This is a genomic window from Rugamonas brunnea (assembly GCF_014042345.1).
In the GTDB taxonomy this organism is placed as follows: domain Bacteria; phylum Pseudomonadota; class Gammaproteobacteria; order Burkholderiales; family Burkholderiaceae_D; genus Rugamonas; species Rugamonas brunnea.
Window position 1 is genome coordinate 397,571 of sequence record NZ_JACEZT010000001.1, and the last position, 18,787, is coordinate 416,357.

Genomic DNA, 18,787 nt, shown 5'->3' on the forward strand with positions numbered 1-18,787 from the left:
ATGGAACTGTTCTGGATCTTCGCCGTGCTCGGCCTGGGCACCTTCCTGCCGCGCTACCTGCCGCTGGCCTTGTGGGGTGAACGCGAGCTGCCCCTGGTGATCAGGAAAATACTGGTGTACGTGCCGGTCGCCATCCTGACCGCCATCTTCGTGCCCGAAGTGGTGATGCCAGAAGGCCGCTTGTTCCTCCATTGGAGCAATGCCTACCTGGTGGGCGGTCTGGCCACCATGGCGGTGATGATGCTGTCCAAGCGCTTGCTGCTTTCCAGCGCAATCGGTATCGTCGCATTTGCGCTGATGCGCCACTTCAGCTAGTCCGCCGGCGTGGCCACGGGCACCGCCCGCGGCCACGCCGCGCCAACCGGCCATAAACTACTCTGATGAGAAAGGATTACTGATGTCCACCTACACCATGCTGACCTTGCCCGGCCTGTACAACTCGGGCGACAAGCACTGGCAAACCCACTGGGAACGCGCGTTCAGCGACTTCCACCGCGTGGAGCAGCAGGACTGGGACACGCCCGTCTGCGATGACTGGGTCGAGACGCTGGAACGGGCCGTCGCCGCCGCGCCCGGCGAAGTGGTGCTGGTCGCCCACAGCCTGGCCTGCACGCTGGTCGCCAAATGGGCGGAGAAATACCCGCGCCGTATCAAGGGCGCCTTCCTGGTCGCGCCCAGCGATACGGAGGCCGACAGCTATCCGCCGGGGACCACCGGCTTCACCCCGGTGCCGCTGCTGCCGCTGCCGTTTCCCTCGCACGTGGTGGTGAGCCGGGGCGACCATTACGTGACGGTGGCGCGCGCCACCGCCTTCGCCGAGGCCTGGGGCAGCCAGTTGACGGTGCTCGACGGCCTGGGCCACATCGGCTCCGACAGCGACCTCAAAATGTGGCAACAAGGCCTGGCCCTGCTCAATGCATTCGCCGCGACCAACTACGGCTGACACGGACTGGCACGCGTCCCTGCCGGTGCCCGGTGCGCTGCCGCTGCAGCCTTTCCGGCTGGCGCCCGGCGCCGACCAGTTGCTGGTCCGCCTGCCGCCACCCGGACTGGACGCGGCGGCACACCGGCGCGGCGCGCAACGCCGGCAGGCCGAGCACCATCTGGGGCGACGTTGCGCCGCGCGGTTGCTGGTGCAATTGGGCGCCGCCGACACGACGGTCGGCATCAACGCCGACCGTTCGCCGCGCTGGCCCCGGCATGTGGTCGGCTCCATCACCCACAGCCGCACGCTGGTGGCCGTGGCGCTGGCCCGCCAGTCGCAGGTGCGGGCGATCGGCATCGATGCCGAACCGATCGTGGCCGCGGCCGACCTGGAGGCGATCGAACATCTGTGCCTGACGCCGCGGGAAAGGCAGACGCTGGAAGAACAAAGCCAACTGCCGCGCCACATGGCCGTCACCGCTATTTTCTCCGCCAAGGAGGCGCTGTACAAATGCCTGTATCCGCTGGTCCAGCGCTACTTCGATTTCCAATGTGCGCAGATCGACCTTACGGGCATGGCGGATGGCGTGATCCACGCGCGCCTGCTGCACACGCTATCGCCCGAGTTTTGCGCCGGCTACACGATCACGGGCAGCTACCTGGGCCAGCTGGACCACACTTTCACGGCGTTCTGCCTGACCTGGTAGTTGACCTCGTAGTTGACCTCGCAGTTGACCTGCTACTCATTCCCGCGCTTGCTCGTGGCCGGCGACGATGACACGCACGCCGACGGCGTCCAACGCCGCGGCGATGGCGGCCGGTGGCGGCTGGTCCGTCACCAGCACGTCAATGGCGTCGAACTGGCAAAGGCGGTGCATGAACGCCTTGCTGAACTTGGAACTGTCCGCCACCACGATCACCTGGGCGGCCTGGCCCATCATCGCCTGCTTGAGCGCCGCTTCATCGTCCGACGGACAGGTCAGCCCCAGCAAATCGATGGCGCAGGCGCCGAGGATCAGCTTATCGACCTGGAACTGCGCGACACCAAGCCGCGTTTGCGCTCCTTCCAGACTGCGCTGCCAGGCGTTGAACCGCCCGCCCAGCACGTGCAGTTCCACCCCTTCCTGCTGGCCGAATGCCTCGGCCACGTCAATTGAATTGGTCACCACGTTCAATGGCGTCGCGCTGGTGGCGCGGGCCACGGCCAGCACCGTGGTGGAGGTGTCGAACAGCACGCGGTCGCCGTCGCGCAGCAGCGCGGCCGCCGCGAGGCCTATCGCCTGCTTGGCGATGGAAGCGCCGGTGCGCTGGGTGTACTGTTCCACCTGCCGGCTTTGCGGCGGCAGCACCGCGCCGCCGCGCACGCGCAGCGCGCGCCCCGCAGCATCGAGCCGCACCACGTCGCGCCGCGCCGTGTCGCGCGTCACCCCAAACAGCTTGCAGATGTCTTCGATGCCGATGCGGTAGTGCTGGTCCAGGTAGGCGCGGATCGCGTCGAGCCGCTCGGCCTGGGGCAAGGTGCCGTGCCTGTTCATCGCTGCGCTTCCAGGTAGGCGCGCAGCACGGACGTCACCAGCGCATGGTCTTCCTGCTGCGGCAGGCCCGATACCGTCACCGTGCCGATCACGCCGGTGCCGCGCAGCGCCAAGGGAAAGGCGCCGCCATGCGCGGCGAAATCGGCGGGATTGACGCCGCTGTCGGTCTCGAAGCTCTTGCCCTTGCTGCGGTACTGCGTGCCCACGTGCCACGAGCTGCGGCCATAGCGCTGCACCACGTTGTTCTTGCGGCGCACCCAATGGCCGTTGTCCGGCGAGGTGCCGGCCATCGCGTGGTGAAACAACTGGTGGCCATTGCGGGTGATGTCGACCGTGATGGCCTTGCCCAGTGCCTGGGCGCGCTCCACCAGTTTGAGGCCCAGCGCCAACGCGTCACCGTTCGAGAAGGCGGTGAACTGCAACTCCTCTTCTTCGCGGACCAATGCCGCCAGCATGCTGCCGTAGTCTGTTTGCATGTCGCCCTCCTCAAGCGAAATCGATGGTGCGGCGTTCATGGTGGCTGCGGTAGGCGCATTCGATCACGCGCACCACGGCCACGGCATCCCCGGCCGCCACCGGCGGCGGCGCGCCTTCGGCCAGCGTCCGATGGATGCCGGCATAGTAGGTCCGGTAATCGCCGGGGATGGTAGGCAGCACGCGGCTGGTCCCATCGGCGCCGGTGATGGTGGCGTAATGGGCCGGCAGGTCGTGGCCCCAGCCCGCGTCGCCGGGACGCCCGCCGCCCTTCAGCGTGTCTTCCTGGGTGTCGACGCCGTATTTAATGAAGCTGCCCTGCGTACCGTGCACTTCATAGCGCGGACCGGGCGCGCGCACCAGCGCGCTGGCGTGCAGCACGGCCTTGCGGTCGCCGTAGTCCAGCACCAGTTCGAACGCGTCTTCCACTTGCGCGCCTTCACGCTGGATGCAAACCTGCGCCGTGACGGCGCGCGGGAGACCGAACAGTTGCAAGGCCTGGTCGATCAGGTGCGAGCCCAGATCCCACAACACGCCCGATCCCGGCTGCGCCTCGGATTTCCAACTGCGTTTCACTTGCGGCGCGTAGCGGTCGAAATGGGCGCGGTAGGTGTGGATGGGACCGAGCTCGCCCGATGCCACCACGTCGCGCAGCGTCAGGAAGTCGCCGTCCCAGCGCCGGTTTTGATAGACGCTCAGCAGCAGGCCCTTCTCGCTGGCCAGCGCCACCAAGGCATCCCCTTCGGCCGACGACAGCACGAACGGCTTGTCCACCACCACATGCTTGCCCGCCTCCAGCGCTGCCTTGGCCAGCGCGTAATGGCTGGCGTTGGGCGTGCAGACCACCACCAGGGCGATGGCCGGATCGTCCAGCATGGCTTGCGGCGTGTCGTCGCGCGTCACCCCGGGGTAAGCGTGGCGCAACGCCTCCGGATCGGCGCTGCGGCTGGCCACGCGGGCCAGCTTCAGGCCCGGTATGGCAGCAATCATCGGGGCGTGGAAGATGGCGCCGCCGACGCCATAACCGATCAGACCTACGGCATATCGCTGCATTATTCGTTCTCCATTAAGCAAATCGCTTACACATTATAAGTCATTCGCAGAATGTTGACGGCGTGACCACCCTGGCGTTTTCTAGAACCCGGCCGGCACATACTCCTTGCGCAGCAGCGATGCCACGCTGCGTCCCAACTGGCCAAGGCGGCCGCCCAGCGACTGTCCCTCGAAATGATGGCCCCAGGTGCTGATGCGGTCCCAGACGGCCGGCTGCCAGCTGGCCTCGTCCACCACCACAGGATTCCAGCCGAACTCGATCTCGAAGCCGGACGGCGTCTGGACATAGAACGAGATGGCCTTGTCGTTGGCGTGCTGGCCCACGCTCATGGCCACCGCCAGCCCCAGCTCGCGGCAACGCTCCCAGGCGGCGCTCAGGTCATCGAGCGTCGCGGCCTGCACCTCCAGATGCTGGATGCGCGTGCGGATCGGGTCCAGCCTGATCTTCGGGGTGTAGACGAAGGCGATCGAATGGTGCCGTTCGTTGAGCCGCATGAATTCGAACAGCAACGGCACCCCGCTGATCGTGTAATGCACGTCGTCGGTGTGCCGCAGGTCGAAGATCTCGCGCCAGAACTGCTTCATCTGCTCGGGCCGGCGGGTGGACATGGCCACATGGCCGAAACCCTTGTCGCCCGTGACGAAGCCGCTGGTGGCCATGCGCGGCGGGGTGTTCACCAAACTGGGCTGGTAATACAACTCGATCGCCAGGCCCTTGGGGCCGGTGAAATGCCAGTAGTGCCGCACGCCACGCTGTTGCGCTGCCGCCGCTGTGGATTCCCGCACCGCGATGCCGCGCTGGTCCAGGCGCCGCAAGACGATCGCCAGCGCGTGCTCGTCGGCTAGTTCCAGCCCCAGCGCCTGCAGGTCTTCCGAGGGGCCGGGCACCACGATCAGCCGCCGCGCATGGTCGTCCATGCGGGCCGCCACCGCCCCGTCCGGCAGCACGTCCGCCTGCATGCCAAGCGCCTTGCCCAGCAGGAGCTGCCAGGCCTTCGCCTCGCGCGATTCGATCACGGCGTACCCCATCCGCACCCGGTTGAACACGCTGTCCTGCGCTGCCACCGTCTGCCCCTGCTCCGTCCTCACGTTCTTCTTGTCCATGCCTGTCTCCTTGTCAATGGTCGTGGTTTTATCGGGCGTTGGCGGCGCGCTGTTGCTGTTTCCCGTCATGCGCCGCTTCCCAACGATTGAATGCTCTGTCATACTGACTCTGCCGTCAATATGATTAATTGATGCAAATCAACCAAGCTGGAAAGCCGCATCCGGCGCGAGCAAATGCAAGCTGCCACGTGCCGGCACACGACATCAATAACAAGCCATTTCGGAGATACGATGCAAAAGCTCACCCTGCGCACCATCCTCTATTCGCTGACGCACGTGCTGCGCCTGAGCGCGATGCGCCATGCGCCGTTGTCGGCGTTCATGCACCGCCACAATTGCGTGGCCCAGATCGGGCTGCGCGACGGCAGCGTCGTCCGCCACTACGTGTTCTCGGGTGGCCGCGTCACCGCGCGCGCCGGCCAGCACCCCAAGCCGGATGTGACGATGACGTTCCGCGACCTGCGCACCGCGCTCACGTTCATGGTGCCGCCCGTGCGCCAGGCCGATGTCGTGCACGCCGCCAAGACCTTCAAGGTGGTGGTCACGGGCCGCGATGCGCTGGTCGTGTGGTTCATGCAGATGCTCAACATGATCCAGACGGCCGGCCTGCCGTCCGGCCGCCAGATGGCCGACGGCACCACGCGCCACACCACCAACACCAACGGCGGCCCGCTGTTCGTGTACGTGAAGGATGGCCGCATCGTGCGCACCACGCCGATCGACCTGGACGCCGACGACGCGGCTAGCTGGACGATACGGGCACGCGGCCGCAGCTTCACGCCGCGCCGGCAAGCCACCGTCAGCGCCCACGCGCTGAGCCTGAAATCGCTGGTGTACTCCGAGCGGCGCCTGCTGTATCCGATGAAACGGGTCGATTTCGACGTCCACGGCGAGCGCAACATCGCCAACCGCGGCATCTCGGAATATGTCCGCATCAGCTGGGACGAGGCGCTCGACATCGTCTCGGGCGAGATCAAGCGCATGAAGCGCCAGTACGGCCCCGGCGCCATGGCCATCTACCAAAGCTCCCACCATTCGTGGGGCAACGTCGGTTATTACCTCAGCTCGTTGCCGCGGTTCGGCAATCTGATCGGTTTCACGCGCGTGCATCCCAATCCCGATTCGTGGGAGGGCTGGTACTGGGGCGCCATGCACCATTTCGGCAACAGCCTGCGGGTGGGCCTGCCCGGTCCCTACGGCATCGCGGAGGACTGCCTCCAGCACGCCGAACTGGTGGTCTACTGGTCGAGCGATCCCGAGAAGACGGCGGGCGCCTACGCCGGCTCCGAAGGGACGGAACGGCGGCTATGGAGCAAGGACCTGGGCATTCCCTCGGTGCATATCGACCCCGTATTCAATGCCACCGCCCAGCTAATGGGCGGCAAGTGGATCGCGCCCCGCCCCGCCACCGATCCCGCGCTGGCACAGGCGATCATGTATGTGTGGGTGGACGAAGGCTTGTACGACAAGGAATACGTGCGCACCCGCACCACCGGCTTCGATCAATGGCGCGACCACCTGCTGGGCAAGGACGACGGCATCCCCAAGACGCCGGAATGGCAGGAGCCGGAGACGGGCGTGCCGGCCGCCACCGTGCGCGCGCTGGCCCGTCTGTGGGCGACCCGCAAGACCCACCTGGTGCCCGGCGGCGCCGGCCTGGGCGGGGCCGGCCGCAACGCCACCGGCGCCCAGTGGGCGCGCGCCATGATCATGATGATGGCGATGCAGGGCTGGGGCAAGCCGGGCATCAACCTGGGCGCCATGCAGTTCGGCACGCCACTCGACTTTTCCTTCTACTTCCCCGGTTACGCCGACGGCGGCATTTCCGGTGAACTGAACTGGACCGCGTCGGCGCTGCACAACTACGTGCGCATGCCGCACGTGCTGACCGCCAATCCGGTCAAGCAGATGGTGCCGCGCCAGCGCTTCCCCGAGGCCATCGTCAACGGCCATTGCGAAGGCCACCTGTGGGACGGCATGACGCTCGAAGCGCAATTCGCGCCCTACACCTATCCGATGCCGGGCTATTCCAGGATACACATGCTGTACCGCTATGGCGGCTCGTCCTTCGGCACCATTGCCCGCTCGGGGCGCTTCGTCGAGGCCTACCGCCATCCGTCGCTGGAGTTCGTCGTCAACCAGTCGATCTGGTTCGAAGGCGAAGCGAAATTCGCCGACGTGATCCTGCCCGCGTGCACCCAGCTCGAACGCTGGGACATCGGCGAGTGGGCCGGCGCCGGCGGCTACGCGCACGACGCCCAGGCGCAGCTCAACCATCGGATGCTTGTGATGCAGCACAAGTGCATCGAGCCGCTGGGCGAATCGAAATCCGATTACCAGATCTTCCTTGAAATCCTCAACCGCATGGGCCTGGGCGCCGTGTTCTCGGAAGGCTGCAGCGAATTGGACTGGTGCAAACGCGTGTTCGATTCGTCCGACCTGCCCAAGCACATCTCGTGGAAGAAATTCCTGGAGAAAGGCTACTACGTGGTCCCGCCGGCGGCCTCGGAAGCGCTGCGCGAACCGCCCTACTTCCGCTGGTATGCCGAAGGGCGCAAGAAGGACGCGCCCGAACCCAGCCCCTTGCCGTCGCAGTATGCGGAGGAATTCGGCGAGGGCCTGCAAACGCCGTCCGGCAAGATCGAATTCGTGCCGACCACCTTGCAGCGCCACTGTCCCGACAGCGAGGAGCGGCCGCCGCTGAACCGCTACATCCCGTCCTGGGAAGGCTTGCAGACGAAGGAACTGGTGGCGCGTTTCCCGTTGCAGATGGTGTCGTCCCATTCGCGCTACAGCTTCCACACCCACCACGACGGCAAGGACGGTTTCCTCAACGCCCTGGCCGAGCACCGCGTGCGCGTGGATGGTTATCCCTACTGGATCATCAACCTGAATCCGGACGATGCCCGCCGGCGCGGCATCGGCCAGCACGACCTGGTACGCCTCTACAACGACCGTGGCGCCGTCCTGTGCGTGGCGGACTTGCTGCCCACGGTGCGGCCCGGTGTGATCAAGGGCTACGAATCGAGCGCCGAAGTGGACTTTATCCAGACCGCCAAAGGCATGGTGGACCGCGGCGGCTGCCTGAATCTGCTGACCTCGGACCGCCGCATGATGAAGGGCACCGAGGCCATGGCCACCTCATGCCTGGTCGAGGTGGAACGCTGGGATGTGGCGGACTTCGCCGCCGTTTGACAAGGAGAGACAACATGAAAAAATGGAATCTGATCGTCGATGTGGCCCAGTGCAACAACTGCGCCAACTGCACGCTGGCCGCGCTGGATGAGCACGTCGGCAACGATTTTCCCGGCTACGCCGGCCCGCAGGCGAAGGACGCCCAACCGCTGATCGAAATCCGCCGCCACGTGCGCGGCGCGGACGAGCACATGGACATGGCCTACATGCCGGCCATGTGCAACCATTGCGACCAGCCCCATTGCGCCGAGGGCGCCGAGGGGGCGGTGGTCAAGCGTGCCGATGGGATCGTGCTGATCGATCCGTTCAAGGCCAAGGGGCGCCGCGATCTGGTCGACAAGTGCCCGCATGGCGCGATCCAGTGGAACGAGGAACAGCAATTGCCGCAGATCTGGATCTTCGACGCACACCTGCTCGACGCGGGATGGACCGAACCGCGCTGCCAGCAGGCTTGCCCCAGCGGCGCTTATCGGGCGCTGAAGGTCAGCGACGAGGACATGCGGGCGTTGGCGCGCGACGAGGGATTGCAGGTGTCGCGGCCCGAACTCGGCGGTGCGCCCCGCGTCTACTACAAGAATCTGCACCGGATGAACCGGCGCTATGTGGCGGGCAGCGTCGTCAAACGCGAGGACGGCACGCTCGATTGCCTGCAGGGCTGCCACGTGACGCTGCTGCGCGATGGGACGCCGGTCGCGCAGGCGACGACGGATTGGTTTGGCGATTTCAAGGTCGATGCGCTGCCGGACGAGCCGCTGTCTTATACGCTGGTGTTCGAGCACCCGGGATTTGAGACGGTGCGGATGGCGGTGCGGACTGATGCGGCTGGTAACAGTGTGGAGGTTGTGACGCTGGCGGCGCGTCAGCAACAGGTGCGGGAAGCATGCGACGCTTGAGGGGAGCCGATGGCGGCTACATGCGTTCTCAAACAGAGGCGTAATGTAGATGACGCACGCGTCGCGCGCCCACGGCGCGCGGGGCTGCCGCGCAGCGGCAGCAGTTGGGCGATTCGGAGAGGGTTTGCGCGGCACGCGCAAACCCTTCGAATCTCACCGTTTCCGTCCGAACAAATAAAAAAGCCTCCCGCAGGGGAGGCTTTTCTATTTGTTCTGGCGGAGACGGTGGGATTCGAACCCACGATACAGGTTTTGCCCGTATGCTTCCTTAGCAGGGAAGTGCCTTCGGCCACTCGGCCACGTCTCCTAGTCGATTGCTCAACTATGTCTTTCTAACCAAACTGCGCTAGAGCAGACGACCGCCATAGTATAGACCGTCGTCTGTTTGGTCAAGGTTAGTGGCGATTTTTTTTCGAAATATTTACGCTTTTTCCAGCTCGAACGCTTTGTGCAGCGCGCGCACGGCCAGCTCCATGTATTTCTCGTCGATCAGCACGGAAATCTTGATCTCGGAGGTGGAGATCATCATGATGTTGATGCCCTCTTCCGACAGCGTACGGAACATCTGCGAGGCCACGCCCACGTGGCTGCGCATGCCCACGCCGACCACGGAAATCTTCGACACCTTGGCATCGCCCTGGAAGCTGGCGGCGCCCAGTTCTTCCTTGCACGCGTTCAGCACGTCCATCGCCTTGGCGTAGTCGTTGCGCGACACGGTGAACGTGAAGTCGGTCTTGCCATCGACGGACTGGTTCTGGATGATCATGTCCACTTCGATGTTGGCATCGGCCACCGGGCCCAGGATGTGGTAGGCCACGCCTGGACGGTCCGGCACGCCCAGCACGGTGATTTTGGCTTCGTCACGGTTGAATGCGATGCCGGAGATGACTGCTTGTTCCATGTGTGTATCTTCCTCAAACGAAATCAGGGTGCCCGAGTTGGCTTCTTCTTCCAGGTCTATCATTGGGTCGGTCAGCGACGACAGTACGCGCGTGGGGACGCGGTAGTTGCCGGCGAATTCCACCGAACGGGTCTGCAAGACTTTCGAGCCCAGCGATGCCAGTTCCAGCATTTCCTCGAACGTGATGGCTTTCAGGCGGCGCGCTTCGGACACCACGCGCGGGTCGGTCGTGTACACGCCGTCCACGTCCGTGAAGATCAGGCACTCGGACGCCTTCATGGCGGCGGCGATGGCCACGGCCGAGGTGTCCGAACCGCCACGGCCCAGGGTCGAGATGTTGCCATGCTCGTCCACACCCTGGAAGCCGGTGATGATGACGATCTTGCCGGCGTCGAGGTCGCGACGCACTTTTTCGTCGTCGATCGATTGAATGCGGGCTTTGGTGAAAGCGGAATCGGTTTTAATCGCCACTTGCCAGCCGGCGTAGGACACGGCTTGCTTGCCCAGCGCCAGCAGCGCCATCGACAGCAGGCCGACCGACACTTGCTCGCCCGTGGAGGCGATCATGTCCAGTTCGCGGGGATCAGGCTGGGCCTGGATTTCTTTCGCCAGCGCGATCAGACGGTTGGTTTCGCCCGACATTGCCGACGGCACCACGACGATCTGGTGTCCTGCGTCATGCCATTTTGCAACGCGACGCGCGACGTTCTTGATACGGTCCGTCGAACCCATCGACGTACCGCCGTATTTGTGCACGATTAAAGCCATAACAGTGAGTTTTCCGCTCAAATTTGAATAAATGGAGCCCTTTACTGTACATGCCGCACTGCAAAATAACAAGACAAAAACCGCATAAAATCATACTGAATCGGCATATCTACATACAAAATTGCGAGAATGCAAGCTTGTCTATACAGACTCCCAGCGCAAGGCGATGCGCTGCCCCGCGCCCTGCCCTGACCCGTCGCTCACATGACGGCAATCCATGCCCAGCCCGGCCGCGTACAGCACGTCGGCGGCCGTGCGCACCACGGGCAGGCGGCCGCGTTCCCAGGCTGGAATCCCACACTCCTGGTAGTGGTATTTCAACGGACGGGTGGACCGGTTGGGGGCCAGCTTGAGCCGTTCGCCGCCGCGCCGGAATTCGATCACCAGCGCCTGGGCGCGCAGCCAGTCGGGCGCGAAACCGCTGTCGGCCGCGTCGAAATGGAGCACGCCGCCGTAGGCCGGGAAGGCCAGCGACGTTTCGCCCTGCCACACGAAGTCCTGGCCGGGGCTTTGGTCGAACTGGTCTTCGCGCGTGCCGGGCAAGTCGGCCAGCTTGGGCGTCAGATACAAACGGTCGCGGTGGCGCCGCACGTGGCAGTCGGGATGGGTGACCAGCAGTTGCGCGTCGTAGCGCGCCTCCAGCAGTTGCGTCACCATCTCGGACAGCCAGGCCGTGCTGGGCATGCGCAGCTGGCGCGTGCCGAACCAGTGACGCAGCAGGTTGTAGCTGCGGTCCAGGCTCAGTTGGCGCAGGCGCCCGATGTCGATGCAATCGCCATCGAGGCAGGCGGCCAGGTCTTGCTGCGCGATTTCCGTCAGCAGGCGCTGGGCCGATTGCGCGTGTGCGGCGCTGCGCGCGAAGCGCTGCTGGAAACCGGGGAAGGCTTGCGCCAGCGCCGGCATCACCTGGTGGCGCAAGGCGTTGCGGGCGAAGCGGGGATCGCTGTTCGACTCATCGTTCACGTAGGCGATGCCATGCTCGGCCACGTAAGCCTCCAATTGCGGGCGCGAGGCAGACAGCAGCGGGCGCGCCATCAGCAAGGTATCGTTGTCGAGCAGGCCGGGCGCGGCGTTGGCCGCATCCATGCCGGACAGGCCGGCCGGGCCGGAGCCGCGCAGCAGTTGCAGCAGCACCGTTTCGGCCTGATCGTCGAGATGGTGGGCCGTCAGCAGCAGCGTCACGCCGTGTTCGCGGCACATGCCGCCCAGCGCGGCGTAACGGGCCTTGCGGGCTGCCGCTTCCGTGCCGGTGCCGGCGCCCGGGTCCAGCTGCACGCGGCGCGCGCCGAACGGCACGCCCAGCGCGGCGCAGGCCTGCTCGCAGTGCGCCTGCCACGCGTCGGCGTTGGGACTCAGGCCGTGGTGGACGTGGAAGGCGTGCAGCGCGGCGCCATGCGCGCACGCCCACGCATGCGCGAGGTGCAGCAGCGCGGACGAATCGAGCCCGCCGCTGAGGGCGACGGCCATGCGGGCGGTGGCGCCCTGCCCGATCGCGTCCAGCGTCTGGGCGAAGGTGGAGGCCAGCGTGGGGAGTTGTTGCTTGTTCAATCAATGCTCCAAAGAGAAAACCGGGGACGGGCCACGCGCCGGGGAATCGCTCCCCGCGCGTGGCCCGTCCCCGGTTCGTATGTCTGCCAGGGGACGGAAGGCGTTGGCCGCCCCGTGCTTATTCCTGCGGCGTGGTTTCCTTGAACTTGCCGTAGCTCATCAGCTTTTCGTGACGCGCGGCCAGCAGGTCCTTGGTCTTCATGCCGTGGAACTGGCGCAGCGAGTCGGCCAGCGCGCGCTTGAGCAGCGTGGCCATCTGCTTCGGATCGCGGTGGGCGCCGCCCAGCGGTTCGTTGACGATCTTGTCGATCAGGCCCATCGCTTTCAGGCGGTGCGCGGTCAGGCCCAGCGCTTCGGCCGCGTCGGCGGCGCGCTCGGAGGTCTTCCACAGGATGGAGGCGCAGCCTTCTGGCGAGATCACGGAATAGGTCGCGTATTGCAGCATCAGCACGGCGTCGCCCACGGCGATGGCCAGCGCGCCGCCGGAACCGCCTTCACCGATGATGGTGGCGATCAGCGGCACTTTCAGTTCCGCCATCACGTACAGGTTGTGGCCGATCGCTTCCGACTGGCCGCGCTCTTCCGCGTCGATGCCGGGGAAGGCGCCCGGGGTGTCGACGAAGGTGAAAATGGGGATGCCGAATTTTTCGGCCAGCTTCATCAGGCGCATGGCCTTGCGATAGCCTTCGGGCTTGGGCATGCCGAAGTTGCGCATCGCGCGTTCCTTGGTGTCGCGGCCCTTCTGGTGGCCGATCACCATGCAGGCCTGGCCGTTGAAGCGGGCCAGGCCGCCCACCACGGACAGGTCGTCGGCGTAGCTGCGGTCGCCGTGCAGTTCATGGAAGTCGGTGAAGATTTCGTTCACGTAGTCCATGGTGTAGGGGCGCTGCGGGTGGCGCGCGATCTGCGCGACCTGCCAGGGCGTGAGCTTGGCGTAGATGTCCTTGGTCAGCTGCTGGCTCTTCTTGGCCAGACGGTCGATCTCCTCCGAGATGTCGACGGCCGAATCGTCTTGTACGAAGCGCAGCTCTTCGATCTTGGAATCGAGTTCCGCGATCGGTTGCTCGAAGTTGAGGAAAGTCGTTTTAGTCATTGTACCTCCGTGTTTTTGCTCAGCCGGGCGAACGAAAAAAGACCGCGCCCGGCGATTAGAGTCATTATTCTACAGGAACCGGGTCCAGACTACGCCATAAGTACCAGGTGGCCACCGTGCGCCATGGCTCCCAGTTGGCCGAAACCTCGCGCGCGTCGCTGCGCGAAACGGGTTCGCCGGAAAAATAATTGACGCTGATGCCCTGGATCAGGCCGGGGTCGTCGAGCGGCAGGACGTTGGGGCGCAGCAGGTTAAAGATCAGGAACATCTCGGCCGTCCAGCGCGTGATGCCGCGGATCTGCACCAGCTCCGCGATCACGGCCTCGTCCTCCATCTGGTCCCACTGGCTGGCGTGCACGCGGCGCGCCTTGAAGTGGTCGGCCAGGTCGAGGATGTATTCGGTCTTGCGCTTGGACAGGCCGCAGCCGGCCAGTTGCTCGGCGCCGGCCTTGAGCACCTGGGCCGGCGTGCACTTGGGGCAGGCCAGCAGCAGCTTGCGCCAGGCCGCGTCGGCCGCCTTGGGGCTCACTTGCTGCCCAACGATGGAACGGGCCAGGGTGGTGAACGGGTCGTCATGGCCGACCAGGTGCAGGTCGCCAAATTGCGGGATCAGCTTCTTCATGATGCGGTCCCGCTTCATCAGCTCGATCTTGGCTTCTTCCCAGTACGGCGGCACGGCCGCCGTCGCAGCGGCGGCAGCGCCGCCCACGTTCATCTCCTTGGCGGGAACCATTATGCGCGGCGCCAGTTGGTGCTGCCGTCAGGCTTGTCTTCGAGGATCACGCCGGCCGCCAGCAGTTCGGCGCGGATGCGGTCCGACTCGGCGAAATCGCGCGCCTGCTTGGCGGCCTTGCGGCGCGCGATGGCGTCGGCGATGGCCGCTTCATCCAGGCCGGCGGCCTCGCCCACGCTGGCCTGGCGGAATTGCTGCGGCGTGCGTTCGAGCAGGCCGATCACGCCGGCCAGGCCCTTAAGCTGGCGCGCCAGCACGGGCGACTTGGTCTTGTTCAGTTCCGTGGCCAGGTCGAACAGCGCGGCCACGGCCAGCGGGGTGTTGAAGTCGTCGTCCATGGCTTCGGCAAAGCGCTTGGCGTGTTCCTCGTTCCAGTCCAGCGGCTGGCCGTCGCCGTCCACGCCGTCGAGCGCCGTGTACAGGCGCGTGAGGGCGCCGCGGGCGTCGTCCAGGTGGGCGTCCGAGTAGTTGAGCGGGCTGCGGTAGTGGGCGCGCAGGATGAAGAAGCGCACCACTTCGGCGTCGTATTTCTTGAGCACGTCGCGGATCGTGAAGAAGTTGCCCAGCGATTTGGACATCTTCTCGTTATCGACGCGCACAAAGCCGTTGTGGATCCAGTAGTTGACCATGGTGTGGCCGAACGCGCCTTCGGACTGGGCGATCTCGTTCTCATGGTGCGGGAACTGCAGGTCGGCGCCGCCGCCGTGGATGTCGAACTGTTCGCCCAGCAGCGCGCACGACATGGCCGAGCACTCGATGTGCCAGCCCGGGCGGCCCTTGCCCCACTTCGAGTCCCATTTGACTTCCTCGGGCTCCGATTCCTTGGACGACTTCCACAGCACGAAGTCGAGCGGATCGCGCTTGCCGGTGTTGACGTCCACGCGCTCGCCGGCGCGCAGATCGTCGAGCGACTTGCCCGACAGGCGGCCATATTGCGGGAAATTGCGCACGGCGTAATTGACGTCGCCATCGGCGCCCTGGTAGGCCAGGTCCTTGCTCTCCAGCTGCTCGATCAGGGCCAGCATCTGCGGCACGTACTGGGTGGCACGAGGCACCTGGGTCGGCGGCAGGATGCCCAGCGCCGTCGTGTCCTCGTCCATGTATTGGGTGAAGCGCGCGGTCAGCTGGCCGATCGATTCGCCGTTCTCCACGGCGCGCTTGATGATCTTGTCGTCGATGTCGGTGATGTTGCGCACGTAGTTGACGTCGTAGCCGCTGGCGCGCAGCCAGCGGTAGATCACGTCGAAGGCCATCATCATGCGGGCATGGCCGATGTGGCAGTAATCGTAGATGGTCATGCCGCAGACATACATGCCCACTTTGCCCGCCACCATGGGAACGAAGGTCTGCTTGTCACGCGCCAGCGTGTTGTAAATCTTTAAATTGCTCATCGCACTCTTGCTGTTATGCAGGCACCGGTCAGTCAGGCAATACGGCGCCGTGGCGCCCACACTGGAGGGTGCGGCGCCGGCACGCGGGTGATCACCATGGAAACTGACGGGGTCCTCGTTATTGTTCTTTTTTCCAACCTTGTCGGGTTAGAATGGAACGTCGTCGTCAAGTATAGCATTGATAAAATCCCGGCTGGCCCGATATACCTTAGGTTTTTTGCAGCACCCTGCGAATATTCAATTACTTTACTTTTAAGCACATCCCATCTGACCAGGAATCCAACATGCTTTCCACCCTGCAACAACGCCTGCCCATCGCCGGCAAATTCATGAGCCTGTTCGCGGGCGTGGCCCTGTCCGGCGCCGTGCTGGCAGCCGACGCCACGCCGCAAGTGTCGATGAAAACCAGCATGGGCGAAATCGTCGTCGAACTCGACCATGACAAGGCGCCCAAGACGGTGGACAATTTCCTGCAATACGTGAAGAGCGGCTACTACAAGGGCACCATCTTCCACCGCGTGATCGACGGCTTCATGATCCAGGGCGGTGGTTTCGACAAGAACCTGAAACAGAAACCGACCAAGAAACCGGTCCAGAACGAAGCCAATAACGGCCTGACCAACGCCCCCTACACTATCGCCATGGCACGCACGGCCGATCCGCACTCGGCCACCTCGCAGTTCTTCATCAACGTGGCCGACAACCAGTCGCTCAACTACCCGGGCATGGACGGCTTTGGCTACACCGTGTTCGGCAAGGTGGTGAAGGGCCAGGAAGTGGTCGACAAGATCAAGGGCGTGCTGGTGGACGACAAGGGCATGTTCCAGAATGTGCCCGTGGTGCCGGTGGAGATCACCTCGGCCACGATATTAAAGACCCCCGTGCAGCCAAAACTGTAAAATAGCGGTTTGCCCGGCCACGCGCGGCGCGCGCGCCGGGACAGAATTTGAATAACAACTCACACATGGATGCCTTATGACCACCGTTATCATCACCACCAACCTGGGCAAGATCACCGCCGAACTGGACGCTGAAAAAGCACCGAAGACGGTCGCCAACTTCCTGGCCTACATGAACGCCGGCCACTACAACAACACCATCTTCCACCGCGTGATCGATGGTTTCATGATCCAGGGCGGCGGTTTTGAGCCAGGCATGAAGCAAAAGCCAGCTGACACCACGGTGGAAAACGAAGCCAAGAACGGCCTGAAGAACGAGCCCTACACCCTGGCCATGGCCCGCACCTCGGCCCCGCACTCGGCCTCGGCCCAGTTCTTCATCAACGTGAAAAACAACAGCTTCCTGGACTACCCAGGCCAGGACGGCTGGGGCTACGCCGTGTTCGGTAAAGTGACCGACGGCACCGACGTGGTCGACGCGATCCGCAAGGTCAAGACCACCCGCAGCGGCATGTTCGCCGACGTGCCAGTGGAAGACGTGATCATCGAAAAAGTCGAAGCTGCCGCCTAATCGACGCTCCAACCAAGGCCGCCGCACCCGTGGCGGCGGCCTTTCCGGATTCCCGCAATGCCCACACCGCACCCGCTCGCGTTATTCATCTCCGACCTGCACCTGCAAGCGTCCCACCCGCACACCACCGACGCCTTCCTGGCCTTCCTGGAGCAGCATGCGCGCCACGCGCGCGAACTGTACCTGCTGGGTGACCTGTTCGAATACTGGGCCGGCGACGACGATCTCGACGATCCCTATCACCAGCGCATCGTCAAGGCGCTGCGCCGCGTGGCCGATGCCGGCGTGGCCGTGTACTGGATCGCCGGCAACCGCGACTTCCTGGTCGGCGCCGGCTTCGCGCAGGCGGCCGGCCTGACCCTGCTGCCGGAAATCCACGTGGCCACCATCGGCGGCCAGCGCGTGGCGCTGCTGCACGGCGACGCCCAGTGCACGGACGACACCAAGTACATGGAATTTCGCGCCATGGTGCGCCAGCCCCAGTGGCAGCAGCAGTTCGTGGCCATGCCGCTGGCCCAGCGCAAGGCCATCATCGCCGGCATGCGCGAGCGCAGCCGCGAGGACCAGGGCAGCAAATCGTACGAGATCATGGACGTGGCGCCGCCGGCCATCGCCGCCGTCTTCAAGGACACGGGCGCGCGCATCATGATCCACGGCCACACCCACCGCCCCGCCCTGCATACGGTGGGCGACACGCGCCGCTACGTGCTGCCGGACTGGGAGCCGGACGCCACCCCGCCGCGCGGCGGCTGGATCGCCATCGACGCGCAAGGCGCCATCACACGCCACAAATTGGACGGCACGCTGGACGCCTGAGCACGCGCCGGCATTGCAGCTTTGCTATCGGCGTGACTTTCGCCAGCGTGCTGCCTATAATCGCTTGCATATGCTGACCGTCCCGAACAACGCGCGCCCTGCCCTGCTGGCAACACTACTGCTGCTGGGGACCAGCGTCGCCGCACCGGCTTCGCCCATCATCACGGTCAGCTGGCGCGACAAACCGCCCTATCACTACCTTGAAAACGGCATGCCCCTGGGCTTCCTGCTGGAGCGCACGCAAGCCATCTTCGCCGCCGCCGGCATCGCCACCCGCCTGGCGCCAGAACCGCAGAAGCGGATCTGGGCCAATTTCAGCCACGGCGCCACCAACTACTGTTCGTTCAGCTGGTATCGCCTGCCCGAGCGCGAGGCGGTGAGCCAATACACGCTGCCCATCTCCATCGATCCGCCGCACAGCGTGCTGGTGTCGGCCGCCGCGCTCGATCGGGTAAAAAGCCACAGCACGCTGGCCACGCTGCTGGCGGACCAGCAACTGACGCTGGGCGTGGTCGATGGCGTATCCTACGGCCCGGAACTGGACGCCATGATCGCCCACAGCGCCAACCAGATCATGCGCCGCACGGTCGACACCACCTCCATGATGCGCATGCTCAGCGTGGGCCGCGCCTCGTTCATGCTGGTGGACCGCGAAGACTGGGAATACGTCCACCGCCGCGAACCAATCCTGCGTTCGACCACCCGGCTGGACTTCCCCGACATGCCGCCCGGCCTGAAACGCTACATCGTCTGCAGCCGCGACATCTCGCCCCAGGTGATGGAAAAGATCAATCAGGCCATCACGGCCACTGGCGGTGCCGTGCGCAGTTCGCATGGCGCCGAGGATGAGCGCAAGGGACATCAGCACCCCTAGTACCCGCGCGTGCCC

General features: G+C 64.8%; 18 protein-coding genes and 1 tRNA gene. 9 read left to right on the top strand and 10 right to left on the bottom strand.

Features of this window, described 5'->3' with window-relative positions; all coding sequences use genetic code 11:
- The 3 genes from H3H37_RS01750 to H3H37_RS01760 all read left to right on the top strand — a co-directional run bounded on the left by H3H37_RS01750 (position 1) and on the right by H3H37_RS01760 (position 1,631).
- Positions 1–315 (top strand): branched-chain amino acid transport AzlD family protein, encoded by a 315-nt coding sequence (locus H3H37_RS01750; protein WP_182159480.1) that lies wholly within the window; start codon positions 1–3, stop codon positions 313–315.
- Positions 316–397: 82 nt separating this feature from the next.
- Complete coding sequence (locus H3H37_RS01755; protein ID WP_182159483.1) at positions 398–943, top strand: RBBP9/YdeN family alpha/beta hydrolase; 546 nt, start codon at positions 398–400, stop codon at positions 941–943.
- Complete coding sequence (locus H3H37_RS01760) at positions 915–1,631, top strand: 4'-phosphopantetheinyl transferase family protein (RefSeq protein WP_229218599.1); 717 nt, start codon at positions 915–917, stop codon at positions 1,629–1,631. Before H3H37_RS01755 ends, H3H37_RS01760 begins: the two co-directional genes overlap by 29 nt.
- 36 nt (positions 1,632–1,667) lie before the next feature.
- Here H3H37_RS01760 and H3H37_RS01765 read toward each other — a convergent pair whose 3' ends face one another.
- From H3H37_RS01765 to H3H37_RS01780, 4 genes are all read right to left on the bottom strand, one after another.
- Positions 1,668–2,459, bottom strand: coding sequence for a DeoR/GlpR family DNA-binding transcription regulator (locus tag H3H37_RS01765; RefSeq protein WP_182159486.1), 792 nt, complete (start codon positions 2,457–2,459; stop codon positions 1,668–1,670).
- A complete protein-coding gene (locus tag H3H37_RS01770; protein ID WP_182159488.1) occupies positions 2,456–2,935 on the bottom strand; it encodes a heme-degrading domain-containing protein in 480 nt (159 codons plus the stop codon). Before H3H37_RS01770 ends, H3H37_RS01765 begins: the two co-directional genes overlap by 4 nt.
- Before the next feature lie 10 nt (positions 2,936–2,945).
- Complete coding sequence (locus tag H3H37_RS01775) at positions 2,946–3,986, bottom strand: oxidoreductase (protein WP_220456302.1); 1,041 nt, start codon at positions 3,984–3,986, stop codon at positions 2,946–2,948.
- An 81-nt stretch (positions 3,987–4,067) separates the two neighbouring features.
- On the bottom strand, positions 4,068–5,090 hold the full coding sequence (locus tag H3H37_RS01780; RefSeq protein ID WP_182159491.1) for a VOC family protein: 1,023 nt from the start codon (positions 5,088–5,090) through the stop codon (positions 4,068–4,070).
- 231 nt (positions 5,091–5,321) lie between these two features.
- Here H3H37_RS01780 and H3H37_RS01785 point away from each other — a divergent pair, with 231 nt between their 5' ends.
- Positions 5,322–8,285: a molybdopterin-dependent oxidoreductase gene (locus H3H37_RS01785; RefSeq protein ID WP_182159494.1), complete on the top strand. Its 2,964-nt coding sequence runs from the start codon at positions 5,322–5,324 to the stop codon at positions 8,283–8,285.
- A 14-nt stretch (positions 8,286–8,299) separates the two neighbouring features.
- Positions 8,300–9,178, top strand: coding sequence for a 4Fe-4S dicluster domain-containing protein (locus H3H37_RS01790; RefSeq protein WP_182159497.1), 879 nt, complete (start codon positions 8,300–8,302; stop codon positions 9,176–9,178).
- Between the two features lie 214 nt (positions 9,179–9,392).
- Here the strand turns inward: H3H37_RS01790 and H3H37_RS01795 are convergent.
- The 6 genes from H3H37_RS01795 to cysS all read right to left on the bottom strand — a co-directional run bounded on the left by H3H37_RS01795 (position 9,393) and on the right by cysS (position 15,612).
- Positions 9,393–9,485, bottom strand: a tRNA-Ser gene (locus H3H37_RS01795).
- A 114-nt stretch (positions 9,486–9,599) separates the two neighbouring features.
- Positions 9,600–10,847, bottom strand: a complete 1,248-nt coding sequence (locus H3H37_RS01800; RefSeq protein ID WP_182159500.1) for an aspartate kinase — start codon at positions 10,845–10,847, stop codon at positions 9,600–9,602.
- Between the two features lie 141 nt (positions 10,848–10,988).
- A complete protein-coding gene (gene tilS / locus H3H37_RS01805) occupies positions 10,989–12,395 on the bottom strand; it encodes a tRNA lysidine(34) synthetase TilS (RefSeq protein WP_229218600.1) in 1,407 nt (468 codons plus the stop codon).
- A 118-nt stretch (positions 12,396–12,513) separates the two neighbouring features.
- A complete protein-coding gene (locus tag H3H37_RS01810; protein ID WP_182159502.1) occupies positions 12,514–13,488 on the bottom strand; it encodes an acetyl-CoA carboxylase carboxyltransferase subunit alpha in 975 nt (324 codons plus the stop codon).
- A gap of 64 nt (positions 13,489–13,552) precedes the next feature.
- Positions 13,553–14,221, bottom strand: coding sequence for a DNA-3-methyladenine glycosylase family protein (locus H3H37_RS01815; protein ID WP_182159505.1), 669 nt, complete (start codon positions 14,219–14,221; stop codon positions 13,553–13,555).
- On the bottom strand, positions 14,221–15,612 hold the full coding sequence (gene cysS, locus H3H37_RS01820) for a cysteine--tRNA ligase (protein ID WP_182159508.1): 1,392 nt from the start codon (positions 15,610–15,612) through the stop codon (positions 14,221–14,223). The genes H3H37_RS01815 and cysS overlap by 1 nt, the downstream gene beginning before the upstream one ends.
- Before the next feature lie 284 nt (positions 15,613–15,896).
- On the opposite strand from cysS, the gene H3H37_RS01825 reads away from it, so the two are divergent.
- The 4 genes from H3H37_RS01825 to H3H37_RS01840 all read left to right on the top strand — a co-directional run bounded on the left by H3H37_RS01825 (position 15,897) and on the right by H3H37_RS01840 (position 18,772).
- Positions 15,897–16,511 carry a peptidylprolyl isomerase gene (locus H3H37_RS01825; protein ID WP_182159510.1) on the top strand — a complete coding sequence of 205 codons (615 nt, stop codon included), beginning with the start codon at positions 15,897–15,899 and terminating at the stop codon, positions 16,509–16,511.
- 76 nt (positions 16,512–16,587) lie between these two features.
- Positions 16,588–17,082 (top strand): peptidylprolyl isomerase, encoded by a 495-nt coding sequence (locus tag H3H37_RS01830; RefSeq protein ID WP_182159513.1) that lies wholly within the window; start codon positions 16,588–16,590, stop codon positions 17,080–17,082.
- A gap of 57 nt (positions 17,083–17,139) precedes the next feature.
- Positions 17,140–17,898: a UDP-2,3-diacylglucosamine diphosphatase gene (locus H3H37_RS01835; protein WP_182159515.1), complete on the top strand. Its 759-nt coding sequence runs from the start codon at positions 17,140–17,142 to the stop codon at positions 17,896–17,898.
- A 70-nt stretch (positions 17,899–17,968) separates the two neighbouring features.
- Complete coding sequence (locus H3H37_RS01840; protein WP_182159518.1) at positions 17,969–18,772, top strand: transporter substrate-binding domain-containing protein; 804 nt, start codon at positions 17,969–17,971, stop codon at positions 18,770–18,772.
- Positions 18,773–18,787: the final 15 nt, after the last annotated feature.